Origin of the sequence: Caulobacter sp. D5 (assembly GCF_003185805.1) — a bacterium.
In the GTDB taxonomy this organism is placed as follows: Bacteria; Pseudomonadota; Alphaproteobacteria; order Caulobacterales; family Caulobacteraceae; genus Caulobacter.
Window position 1 is genome coordinate 1 of sequence record NZ_QHJY01000321.1, and the last position, 11,299, is coordinate 11,299.

Annotated in this window: 9 protein-coding genes and 1 pseudogene; 4 read left to right on the forward strand and 6 right to left on the reverse strand. The window is 69.7% G+C overall.

The annotated features are described in order from the left end of the window. Positions 1–556 (reverse strand): annotated as a pseudogene (locus tag DMC18_RS26165) (hypothetical protein); the annotation flags it as partial. Positions 557–753: 197 nt separating this feature from the next. Then, a complete protein-coding gene (locus DMC18_RS19440) occupies positions 754–960 on the reverse strand; it encodes a hypothetical protein (protein WP_110121546.1) in 207 nt (68 codons plus the stop codon). 227 nt (positions 961–1,187) lie between these two features. Here DMC18_RS19440 and cysD point away from each other — a divergent pair, with 227 nt between their 5' ends. Both cysD and cysN read left to right on the forward strand, forming a co-directional pair. Continuing rightward, complete coding sequence (gene cysD / locus DMC18_RS19445) at positions 1,188–2,159, forward strand: sulfate adenylyltransferase subunit CysD (protein ID WP_370444051.1); 972 nt, start codon at positions 1,188–1,190, stop codon at positions 2,157–2,159. Next, positions 2,159–4,066, forward strand: a complete 1,908-nt coding sequence (cysN, locus tag DMC18_RS19450; RefSeq protein ID WP_110121548.1) for a sulfate adenylyltransferase subunit CysN — start codon at positions 2,159–2,161, stop codon at positions 4,064–4,066. Before cysD ends, cysN begins: the two co-directional genes overlap by 1 nt. Before the next feature lie 45 nt (positions 4,067–4,111). On the opposite strand, the gene DMC18_RS19455 is transcribed toward cysN, so the two are convergent. The 3 genes from DMC18_RS19455 to metG form a co-directional block, all read right to left on the reverse strand. Continuing rightward, entirely contained in the window at positions 4,112–4,648 is a 537-nt protein-coding gene (locus DMC18_RS19455) for a YcxB family protein (protein ID WP_110121549.1), read from the reverse strand. Positions 4,649–4,728: 80 nt separating this feature from the next. Then, positions 4,729–5,895, reverse strand: a complete 1,167-nt coding sequence (locus DMC18_RS19460) for an MFS transporter (RefSeq protein WP_110121550.1) — start codon at positions 5,893–5,895, stop codon at positions 4,729–4,731. 185 nt (positions 5,896–6,080) lie between these two features. After that, positions 6,081–7,790 (reverse strand): methionine--tRNA ligase, encoded by a 1,710-nt coding sequence (gene metG, locus DMC18_RS19465; protein WP_110119322.1) that lies wholly within the window; start codon positions 7,788–7,790, stop codon positions 6,081–6,083. Positions 7,791–7,973: 183 nt separating this feature from the next. On the opposite strand from metG, the gene DMC18_RS19470 reads away from it, so the two are divergent. Continuing rightward, positions 7,974–9,770 carry a polysaccharide deacetylase family protein gene (locus tag DMC18_RS19470; RefSeq protein ID WP_110133224.1) on the forward strand — a complete coding sequence of 599 codons (1,797 nt, stop codon included), beginning with the start codon at positions 7,974–7,976 and terminating at the stop codon, positions 9,768–9,770. After that, positions 9,767–10,600 (forward strand): family 16 glycosylhydrolase, encoded by an 834-nt coding sequence (locus DMC18_RS19475; RefSeq protein ID WP_233248230.1) that lies wholly within the window; start codon positions 9,767–9,769, stop codon positions 10,598–10,600. Before DMC18_RS19470 ends, DMC18_RS19475 begins: the two co-directional genes overlap by 4 nt. Here DMC18_RS19475 and DMC18_RS19480 read toward each other — a convergent pair. Beyond that, positions 10,558–11,070 (reverse strand): hypothetical protein, encoded by a 513-nt coding sequence (locus tag DMC18_RS19480; RefSeq protein ID WP_146218140.1) that lies wholly within the window; start codon positions 11,068–11,070, stop codon positions 10,558–10,560. The two genes, DMC18_RS19475 and DMC18_RS19480, sit on opposite strands and share 43 nt — an antisense overlap. Positions 11,071–11,299: the final 229 nt, after the last annotated feature.

An 11,299-nucleotide genomic window follows, 5' to 3' on the forward strand; every position in this document is an offset into this window, starting at 1 on the left:
CGCGTTCGCGTTCCCGCTCACGCTCGGCCTTCAGGCGGGCGCGCATCGAACCGTACTGCGGGACGGGCTCGGGTTCGGGCGCCGGCGCGGGTTCCGGTTCGGGCGCTGGCGGCGCCTCGGCGACGGGTTCGGGCGCGGCGGGCGCGGGCTCCGGCTCCGGGGTCTTGCGGAAGAACGAGCGGCGGGCCGTGGTGCGGTCCTCGCGCAGCACGGGCTCGAACGGATCGGGCGTCGGGGCCTCGGGTTCAGGTTCCGGTGCGATCGCCGAGGTCAGCGGCTCGGGAGCAGGTTCGGCGGACGGTTCGGCCGGGGGCTCGGGCGCCTGGTACGACGGCGGACGCGCGCCGCGCGGCGGCGCGGCCAGGAACCCGGTCTCGGGATCGGCGATGTCGAGGTCGTTGTCGGGCTCGGTGACCGGCGCGTCGGGGTCCGGCTCCTGGGACGAGGCGCCAAGTGAGTCGGCTTCGGTCAGACCAGAAGGGGGCGCCGCATCCTCGCGGGGCGTCTCCACCGGCAGGGTGGAAAAGTCGAGCGGTCGGCGCTTCTTAGGCTTCATACGCAGCCACTGTCCCAAGGCGAACGATGAGGGGGCCTCTCACAGCGACACAGCGCGCAAGCCCCTTCTTCGCGCAGGCGAGTAAACCTAGCCGCGAAAGACGCCTGCGCATAGCCGCTTGCAACGGTTTTCCCCAGAGCCGGCCACGCCTTACGCGTATCCGGGGGGCTTTTCGAGGCGCTCTCGGGGCGGACGGATCAGGCGCGGACGACGCCCGCGGCGCGCTCGGGGCAGACGATTTTCGGCGGCGTGTCGATGCGCGCGGCGTCGCGCGGCGTGCGCGCCACGGTGCGTTCGGCCTTGGGCTTGGGCATCTTGCTTTCGATGACCACGCCGAACTGGCACAGGGCCATGGCCGAAAGCCACAGCACGATCGCCGCGAAGATTTCAGTCAGGAATGACATCGGTTCACCCGTCGGTCCGATATCGTCGTTATGCCGCAACCTACGGCCAGGCTCGAATGAACTTTTGGTCATGTTGCCGCAACCGGGCGCCCACACAAGCTTACAGCGACCCTAGATTTCTGCGCCTTGCCCGCGAGGCCCCGGAGACCTAGGTCGCAGGCTCCCCCGGTTCTTCGTCGGAACGCCGTCTGGCGCCGATGAAGTTTTTCTGTTTGCGGACGACTGTCTTGCCCCTTACCCAGCTTGCACCCCAGGCGTCCGCCGCCGCTTTCGAGCCGCCTATGCCCGCGATCACGCCCGCCCGCCTCACCCACCTGCAGCGCCTGGAAGCCGAGAGCATCCACATCATGCGCGAGGTCGCGGCCGAGTGCGAAAACCCCGTCATGCTGTATTCGATCGGCAAGGACAGCGCGGTGATGCTGCACCTGGCCGCCAAGGCGTTCTATCCCAGCAAGCCGCCCTTCCCGCTGCTGCACGTCGACACGACCTGGAAGTTCAAGGCGATGTACGAGCTGCGCGACAAGGTCGCCGAGCAGCTGGGCTTCGACCTGCTGGTCCACAAGAACCCCGAGGCCGAGGCGCGCGGCATCAACCCGTTCGACCACGGCAGCGCCCTGCACACCGACCTCTGGAAGACCGAAGGCCTCAAGCAGGCCCTGGCCAAGTACGGCTTCGACGCGGCCTTCGGCGGCGCCCGCCGCGACGAGGAGAAGAGCCGCGCCAAGGAACGCGTGTTCAGCTTCCGCTCGGCCGAGCAGCGCTGGGACCCGAAGAACCAGCGCCCCGAGTTGTGGAAGCTCTACAACACCCGCAAGCACCCGGGCGAAAGCCTGCGCGTCTTCCCGATCTCCAACTGGACCGAGCTGGACGTCTGGCAATACATCCACCTGGAGAACATCCCGATCGTGCCGCTCTACTTCTCGGCCCCGCGGCCGGTGGTCGAGCGCGACGGCGCGCTGATCATGGTCGACGATGAGCGCTTCCGCCTGCGCGAAGGTGAAGAGCCGCAGATCAAGAGCGTCCGCTTCCGCACCCTGGGCTGCTACCCGCTGACCGGCGCCGTCGAGAGCACCGCCTCGACCCTGCCCGAGATCATCCAGGAGATGCTCCTGACCACCACCAGCGAGCGCCAGGGGCGGGTCATCGACCACGACCAGTCCGCCTCGATGGAGAAGAAGAAGCAGGAGGGCTACTTCTGATGGCTCACCAATCCGCCCTCATCGCCGAAGACATCGAAGCCTATCTCGAGGCCCACCAGAACAAGTCGCTGCTGCGCTTCATCACCTGCGGCAGCGTCGACGACGGCAAGTCCACCCTGATCGGCCGGCTGCTCTACGACAGCAAGATGATCTTCGAGGACCAGATGGCCGCCCTCGAGGCCGACTCCAAGCGCGTCGGCACGCAAGGCGGGGCGATCGACTTCGCCCTGCTGGTCGACGGCCTGGCCGCCGAGCGCGAGCAGGGCATCACCATCGACGTCGCCTACCGGTTCTTCTCGACCGACAAGCGCAAGTTCATCGTCGCCGACACCCCCGGCCACGAGCAGTACACCCGCAACATGGTCACCGGCGCCTCGACCGCCGACGCGGCCGTGATCCTGATCGACGCGCGCAAGGGCGTGCTGACCCAGACGCGCCGCCACTCCTACCTCGTCAGCCTGCTGGGCATCCGCAACGTGGTGCTGGCGGTCAACAAGATGGACCTGGTCGGCTGGGACCAGGCGGTGTTCGACGCCATCGTCGCCGACTACCGCGCCTTCGCCGAGAAGATCGGCCTCAACATCTTCACCCCGATCCCGATCTCGGGCCTGGGCGGCGACAACATGGCCGTGCGCAGCGAGCACACCCCGTGGTTCGACGGCCCGATCCTGATGGACTGGCTGGAGAGCGTCGAGGTCGAGGACAGCCTGCAGGCTCAGCCCTTCCGCATGCCGGTGCAGTGGGTCAACCGCCCGAACCTCGACTTCCGCGGCTTCTCGGGCCAGGTGGCCTCGGGCGTCGTCAAGCCGGGCGACCGGGTCAAGGTGCTGCCCTCGGGCCGCGAGAGCCGGGTGTCGCGCATCGTCACCCTGCCGGGCGACCTGGACCAGGCCGTCGCCGGCCAGTCGGTGACCATCACCCTGGCCGACGAAGTCGACGTCAGCCGCGGCGACGTGCTGGTCGCCGCCGACAGCCCGTCGGCCGTCGCCGGCCAGTTCGAGGCCACCCTGGTCTGGATGGACGACGAGCCCCTGCCCCCGGGCCGCTCCTACCTGCTGAAGATCGGCGCGCGCCTCGTCGGCGCCAGCGTCACCGAGATCAAGCACCGGGTGAACGTCAACACCCTGGAGCACACGGCCGCCAAGCGGCTGGAGCTCAACGAGATCGCCCACGTCAACATCTCGCTCGACCAGGCCATCCCGTTCGAGGCCTATGCCGACAACCGGGATCTGGGCGGCTTCATCCTGATCGACCGGATCAGCAACCGCACCGTCGGCGCGGGCCTGCTGAACTTCGCCCTGCGCCGGGCCGACAACATCCACTGGCAGCACACCGACGTCTCCAAGGCCTCGCGCGCGGCCCTCAAGAGCCAGCGCGGCCGGGTGGTGTGGCTGACGGGCCTGTCGGGCGCGGGCAAGTCGACCATCGCCAACCTGGTGGAAAAGCGCCTGCACGCGCTGGGCCGCCACACCTACCTGCTGGACGGCGACAACGTCCGCCACGGCCTCAACAAGGACCTCGGCTTTACCGAGGAGGACCGCGTCGAGAACATCCGCCGGGTGGCCGAGGTGGCCAAGCTGATGGTCGACGCCGGCCTGATCGTGCTGACCGCCTTCATCTCGCCCTACCGGGCCGAACGCCGCCTGGCGCGCGAGATCCTGAACGACGGCGAGTTCGTCGAGGTGTTCGTCGACACCCCGCTGGCCGTGGCCGAGAGCCGCGACGTCAAGGGTCTCTACAAGAAGGCGCGCGCGGGCCAGCTGAAGAACTTCACCGGCATCGACAGCCCCTACGAGGCGCCCGAGGCGGCCGAACTGGTCATCGACACGACCAAGGTCGATCCGTTGGCCGCGGCCGAGCGCATCGTCGAATGGCTCGAAGGCCAGGAGATCGCCTACGAGATCTAGGGAAGACTGCCGCCTTTCGCCTCTATGCGAAGGGCGGCCCCTCGCCTAGTTCAGCTTGCGCTTCTTTCCCGCTTTGCCGAGCGCGGCGGTCAGGCTGCCGCGGATCTCCGCGACCTGCGCGTCCGACAGCACCCGCTTGGGCAGCGGATTGATGACGTTGTCGCTGTGGAACAGCACGAAGTTGGCGTCGTCCTCCAGCCAGCGGATGTAGTCGCCCCAAGCCAGACGGCTGTGTCCGGAGCTGCCGGCCATGGTCATGCCCTCGGCGTCCCACGTCGCGGTAATCTCGCCCGCCAGTCCCTTCTGCTGCTTCAAGACCCGCTTGGCGTTGCCGGGCAGCTTGACCTTGACGAGCCACAGATTGACCAGGGCAAGGAAGAGAGCCGCCAGCGGCAGGCTCGGATTGAAGGTGATCGCGTACCAGCCGTAGTCGGCGAAGTTCCGCCAACTGAGCGCCGCGTAGAGGCAAAGCCCCGCCAATGGCGCGAAGTTCATGATCGTCACCGCGACGATGTGCCGACGCTGCAGACGCCAAGCCGCGAGCAGATCCTGCTCCGTCATTTGAAACACGGTGGACGACATGGCGATGCTCGCACGACAAAACCCAAGGCTGTCCGCCTAGCCCACCTCTCCCATAAAGCCAAGCTTGTCAGAGCCGCGCCTCAGGCGGCCGCCTTCACCCGTGCGCTGCGGCCCAGCACCAGCGCGCCGCAAAGTCCCGCCGCGCCCAGCGCCGCCATCGCCCAGTAGCCCTTCACGCCCAGGGCGTCGAACAGCGGGCCCGAGGCCAGGGTCGCCGCGCCCAGGGTGAAGCCCTGCGAGACCGCCGAGTTCAGGGCCTGGGCGGCCGAGGCGCTGCGGGGCGGGGTCAGGCGCTCGATCAGTTGCAGCGAAGCCAGGAAACTGGCGGCGAAGGTGAAGGCGTGCAGCATCTGCAGTGGGAACAGCGCCCACAACGGCGGAGCGAAGGCGTAGGCGGTCCAGCGGATCACCGCCGCGCCCGCCCCCATGGCCAGCAGCCTTCCGGGTCCCACCCGCCGCCGCCACGGCTCCAGGAACCACATGAACCCGACCTCGGCCGCGACGCCGACGCCCCACAGCACGCCGATCACCGGCTCGGGGATTTCCTGTTTGCGCCAGAGGATGGTCGAGAAGCTGTAGTAGAAGCCGTGCGCGCCCTGGATCAGGCCGGCGGTGACCACCGCCAGCACGAAAACCCGGTCGGTCAGCAGTTGGCCCAGCCCCTTCCAGCGCTCGCGCTTGGGCGGCGCCTCGCCCTCCTCGTGCACCTGTTCGGCCGGCACCAGCACGAAGGCGGCGGCCGCCGCCAGCAGGGCCGCCACCGTGATCCAGACGACGATGACGTCGGCCCCGGCGATCGTCAGCACCACGCCCATGACCAGGTTGGCGGCGATGAAGGCGCTGGAGCCGCTACCGCGCGGCAGGCCGTAGTTGAAGCCCTCCAGCCGCGCCCGGCGCAGGGTGACCACGTCGATCAGCGGCGAGATGGTCGAGAGCAGGGTCGCGCCCAGCAGCCAGCAGATCAGCAGGCCCCAGAACCCCGGCGCGATCAGCATGGCGAGATAGGCGACGGCGGCGGCGACCGCCAGCAGGATCATTGGCGAGCGCCGCAGCCTGAACCCGTCGGCCCAGACGGCCAGCACTGGTCCGGTGAAGGGCTTGAGCAGCAGCGGCGCGGCCAGCACGGCGCCGATCTCGGCCCCCGACAGGCCCTTGGCCCGCAGGAAGGTGGCGATGTAGGGCAGGCTCACGCCCGTGCCCAGATAGATGGCCACGTAGAACAGGCAGAGGCGGACGACGAGCGGCATGGCCGTCCCGTAGATCGGTGTTGGACGAAGGGGAAGGGATTTCCAAGACCCTCCCCCTGAAGGGGGAGGTGTCGGCGAAGCCGACGGAGGGGGAAGTCCCTACGACAGGCGGAGGGGGAACGGACGTCAGAAGTCCCTTCCCCCTCCGGCCCTCCGGGCCACCTCCCCCATCAGGGGGAGGATCGCTACTCAGCCCCGCCGAACCGCGCGGCCCATTCGGCGATCATGTCCTCGTCGATCTTCTTGAACAGCACCTCCGGCGCGCGCACGGCCTGGCCGGCGGGCACGGTCGAGAGTTCGGCGGCGACGTCGGCGGTCGGCCACGCGGGCGGCCAGGACTGGGCGAAGGCCTCGCCGATCTTCTCGGCGGCGAACGGGATGAACGGCGCGGAGATGCGGGCGTAGAGCGCGGCCAGGTTCAGGGCCGTGCGCACGATCACGGCGGCGCGGTCGCGGTCGGTCTTGATCGCCGTCCAGGGAGCGGCCTCCTGCAGGTACTCGTTGCCGACCACCCACAGGGCCCGCAGCGCCTGGGCGCTCTTGCGGATCTCGATGGCGTCCATCTGCTCGGAGAGGTCGGCCAGGCGCGCGGCGACGTCGGCGTAGAGCTTCTCCTCCAGCGGGCCGATCTGCCCGCCCTCGGGCACGAGACCGTCGAACTTGCTCTCGGTGAACTTCAGGATGCGGTTGACGAAGTTGCCCAGCACGTCGGCCAGGTCGCGGTTCACGGCGCTGGCGAACTGCTCCCAGGTAAAGGCCGTATCGCTGCCTTCCGGCGAGTTCGAGGTCAGGTACCAGCGCCAGAGATCGGGCGGCAGGATGTCGAGCGCCGCGTCCATGAACACGCCGCGCTTGTTGCTGGTCGAGAACTTGCCGCCGTACCAGTTCAGCCAGTTGAAGGCCTTGAGCATGTCGACGCTCTTCCACGGCTCTTCTGAGCCGAGGATGGTCGCCGGGAAGCTGACGGTGTGGAACGCCACGTTGTCCTTGCCCATGAACTGGACGTAGCGGACGTCGTCGGCGCCGGCGTCGGTGCGCCACCACGAGCGCCAGTCGCGGCCTTCGCCCGCCTCGGCCCATTCCTGGGTGGCGGCGATGTACTCGATCGGTGCGTCAAACCAGACGTAGAAGACCTTCTCCTCCATGCCAGGACGCGGCAGGCCGTCCTTGGTCACGGGCACGCCCCAGGCGAGGTCGCGGGTGATGCCGCGATCGATCAGGCCTTCGTCCAGATGCTTGTAGGCGATCGACTTGGCCAGGGTCGGCCAGTCGGGATGGCTGTCGACCCAGGCGCGGATGCGCTCGGCCATCTTGGTCTGGAGCAGGTAGAGGTGCTTGGTGTCGCGCACCTCGAGGTTCCGCGAGCCCGAGATCACCGAGTACGGGTCCTTCAGGTCGGTCGGGTCGAGCAGGTTGCCGCAGTTGTCGCACTGGTCGCCGCGGGCCTTCTCGAAGCCGCAGTGCGGGCAGGTGCCCTCGATGTAGCGGTCGGGCAGGAAGCGGCGGTCGTCGATCGAGTAGACCATCTGGTCGACCCGCTCCTCGATCAGCCCCTGGGCTTCCAGCACTTCGGCGAAGTGCTGGGTCAGGCGGTGGTTCTGCGGCGAGGACGAGCGGCCGAAGTGGTCCCACGACAGGCCGAAGGCGCGGCCGACGTCGTGCTGCAGGACGTGCTGCTCTTCGCAATAGGTCGCCACGTCCTGGTCGGCGGCGGCGGCGGCCAGCTCGGCCGGGGTGCCGTGCTCGTCGGTGGCGCAGATGTAGAGGGTGTCGTGGCCCCGGGCCCGCTGGAAGCGCGCATAGACGTCGGCCGGCAGCATCGACCCCGCGAGGTTCCCCAGGTGCTTGATGCCGTTGATGTACGGCAGGGCCGAGGTGATCAGGATGCGGGCCATGGGACGGGGCGTCTTTCCGGGGGCGAACAACGAACAGGAAGCGTCCGCATATAGAAGCCCCCGCGCCGAAGGGAAAGCTTCGCCGGACGACCGCAACCTCGCCGCGCGGCGAAATCACAGGCTCGCGCGTTTGGCGTTTTCGGGTTTGGATGGGCGCGCCCCTCTCCCCCGACCGGAGGACGCATGTTCCGACGCCGCCTGCCGCTGCTGCTGCTCGTCCTGGCCGTACTGCTCGCCGGCGGCTGGTGGTGGTGGCGCGAACGACCCGATCCTTCGGTCATGCACGTCTTCCCCGGCGTACGCGGTCCGGCCCAGGCCTCGAAGATCGTCGAGCCGCCCCGCACTCGCATCGCCCAGTTCGACAGGGGCGGCCCGCACCGCCTGGCCATACTGGTCACCGACCCGCAGTCGGGATGGCTGGGCCTGGTGCGCGGTTTCCGCGCCCACGGCGTGCCGATCACGGTCACCCAGGATCCAGCCAAGGCCATGACCCACAAGGTGGTGCTGGTCTATCCGATCGTCTCGGGCCGGGTGCTGACCGCCGGCCAGCTGCGCGCCCTGGCCCAGCACGTTCGCGACGGCGGCACGGTGCTGGCCTTCAACCTGGCGGGCGGCGGCCTGGGCGAGCTGTTCGGCGTCGGCCCGGGAACCGAGGCCTCGTCCCGCCTGCGGCTGCGCTGGAGCAAGACGACGGGCGAGCCCGAGGCCGACGAGATCGTCGTCTCCTCGGCCGGCGAGGCCAAGGTCGCCAGCGTCGGCTACGCGCCGGGGACGGCCCAGGTCGCCGCCCGCTTCGACGACGGCTCGACAGCCGCCGCCTGCCGCCAGGTGGGCGGCCAGGCCTGCGTGCTGGGCGTGGATCTCGGCTCGCTGGCCCAGCGCTCGATGAACGGCCGGGCCGAGGCCCTGGCCCGGCGCTACGTCAACGGCTACGAGCCCTCGCTCGACAGCCTGTTCCGCTGGGTGCGCGACCTCTATGTGGCCGGCGAGCCCATGCCCTGGCTGGTCTCCACCGCCCCGGCCGGCAAGCAGGTGTCGATCCTGTTCACCCACGACGTCGATTACGGCCCGTCGGTGCGCAACGCCCTGGCCTATGCCGACGCCCTGAAGGCGCGCGACATCCGCGGCACCTTCTACGTCCAGACCAAGTACATGAAGGACTACAACGACAAGGTGTTCTTCGACGAGGCGGCGGTGGCCGACGTCAAGGGCCTGCTGGCGCGCGGCCAGGAGGTGGGCAGCCACACCGTCGCCCACTCCGGGGCCTTCGAGCACACCATGTCGCTGGGCGACGGCCGCGAGCGCTATCCCCGCTACCGGCCGTTCGTCGAGACGGTCGACACGGTCCGGGGCGCGTCGATCCTCGGCGAACTTAGGGTGTCGAAGTTCCTGCTGGAGCGGCTGGCGGGCGCACAGGTCGTCTCGTTCCGCCCCGGACGCCTGGCCTATCCCTTCACCCTGCCCCAGGCCCTGGACGCCAGCGGCTACCGCTATTCCTCGTCGATCACCGCCAACACCGTGCTGACCCACCTGCCCTTCCAGCTGACCGACGGGCGCGCGGACGGCGCGTTGCAGCCGGTGTTCGAGTTCCCGGTCGCCATCGAGGACGAGGCGCCGCCGCCCCTGCTGCAACGGCTCGACTCCGCCGACGCCCTGGTGGCCAGGGTGGCCCGCGACCGGGGCGTGGTCACCGTGCTGATCCACCCCAACACGATCGGCGACAAGCTGGCCTTCGAGGCGGCCCTGGCCGACCGCTGGAAGGGCCGGGCCTGGATGGGCGCGACCGACCGCTTCGGCGACTGGTGGTCGGCCCGCGACGCCCTGGAGCTGGACGTCGAGCCGCGCGGCGCCGGCTGGACCCTGACCGCCGCCGCGCCCCGGGCCGTGTCGGGCGTGGAGATCCTTCTGCCCAAGGCGTCCAGCAAGACCGTGACCCTGGCCCTGCCGGAGGGCGGCCGCTCGACGACGGCAATCCCGTGATCCGCCTTGCCCTGCTGCTGGCCATGCTCGCCGCTCCGGCTGCGGCCGCGCCACGCCTGATCTGGTCCGACGAGTTCGACGGCGAGCGGCTGGATCCCGCCAGATGGGCGGCGTCGAACGACTGCTGGGGCGGCGGCAACGAGGAGCGCCAGTGCTACACGCCCGCCGCCGTCTCGGTGTCGGGCGGGGTGCTGCGCCTGACCGCCCGACGCGCCAGGACCACCGGCCCGGCCGTTCGCGACGCCGCCCCCGGCGCGGCGCGCATCACCCGCGACTACGCCTCGGGCCGGATCCACACCAAGGGCCTGGCCTCGTTCCGCTACGGTCGCATCGAGGTCCGGGCCAAGCTGCCGCTGGGCCAGGGCCTGTGGCCGGCGATCTGGATGCTGCCCGAGCACGACAACTACGGCCCCTATCCGCTGTCGGGCGAGCTCGACATCGCCGAGGCGGTGAACCTGGGCGTCCGCTGCCTTTCCTGCCGCGACGTGGTGCGGGCGGCGGCGCACCACGGCCCGACCCTGGCCGCCAACCGCAGCGACAGCGCCGAGACCCGGCTCGACGACCTGACCGTCTTCCACGTCTTCGCCCTGGAGTGGACGCCGCGCCGGCTGATCTGGTCGATCGACGGCAAACCCTATTTCAGCCGCCCGGGCGGCCGGCCCTTCGACGAGCGCTTCCACCTGATCCTGAACCTGGCGGTCGGCGGGCGCTGGGCCGAGACGACGGGCCGCAAGGGCGTCGACGACGCCGCCCTGCCCGAAAGCCTGCTGGTCGACTGGGTGCGGGTCTACGGCGGCGGCGACGAGGCGGGCGCGACGTCGATCCGATAGCCCGGGCCCGCCGGGGTGTAGCGGAACAGCAGGCCGCCCAGGGCCGCGTCGGCGGGCTCCGAGGCGTCGGAGAAGATCTGCAGCCGCTTGGCGACGGCCTCGGCGTCCGAGATCAGGTGCGGCGGGGCGACGGCGACGACGAAGTCGCGGATCGGCGAGCCCTTCTCCACCGAGGCCGGCCGCTCGGCGACGACCAGCGTGTAGCTGACCGCCTCGCCGTTGGCCGCGTCACGGGCGGTCAGGACGATCCCCTCGCCCGCCGTCGCCGTCCACACCGCCGGCCCGGCGCCCGACCACTCGGCCTTGGGTCCGAAAAAGCCCTTGGGCGCCATCCGGTTCAGCAGGGTGGCCTTGGCCGGCAAGCCGTTGGCCTGCCAGATCGCCAGCTTCGAGGCGTCCTTGACGCCGTTGGGCAGGCAGGCGGCCAGGGGCGAAAGCCCCAGGGCCAGAACCAACAACCGTCGCCGCATGCCGCGCTCTCCCCGCTTGCTGCGACTTCAATGGGCCAGCCCCGTTCGCGTTCCTCGCCCCGTCGCGGTCGATCACCGATTCATATCGTTTGACAGAAATTATTTTCTGTAAGAACGATGATCCATCGAAGCCCAGGGGAGGTTTCCGTGTCCACCGTCGTCTCGTTGCGGCCGCCGCCGGTCGCGCCGCCGCCGCCCTCGGCCAGCCATCGGCGGCTGCGGCTGGGCA

Coding starts and splice junctions, on each gene's coding strand:
- DMC18_RS19440 (WP_110121546.1), bottom strand. CDS start 960: ATGTCATTCCTGACTGAAATCTTCGCGGCGATCGTGCTGTGGCTTTCG.
- cysN (WP_110121548.1), top strand. CDS start 2,159: ATGGCTCACCAATCCGCCCTCATCGCCGAAGACATCGAAGCCTATCTC.
- DMC18_RS19455 (WP_110121549.1), bottom strand. CDS start 4,648: ATGTCGTCCACCGTGTTTCAAATGACGGAGCAGGATCTGCTCGCGGCT.
- DMC18_RS19460 (WP_110121550.1), bottom strand. CDS start 5,895: ATGCCGCTCGTCGTCCGCCTCTGCCTGTTCTACGTGGCCATCTATCTG.
- metG (WP_110119322.1), bottom strand. CDS start 7,790: ATGGCCCGCATCCTGATCACCTCGGCCCTGCCGTACATCAACGGCATC.
- DMC18_RS19470 (WP_110133224.1), top strand. CDS start 7,974: ATGTTCCGACGCCGCCTGCCGCTGCTGCTGCTCGTCCTGGCCGTACTG.
- DMC18_RS19480 (WP_146218140.1), bottom strand. CDS start 11,070: ATGCGGCGACGGTTGTTGGTTCTGGCCCTGGGGCTTTCGCCCCTGGCC.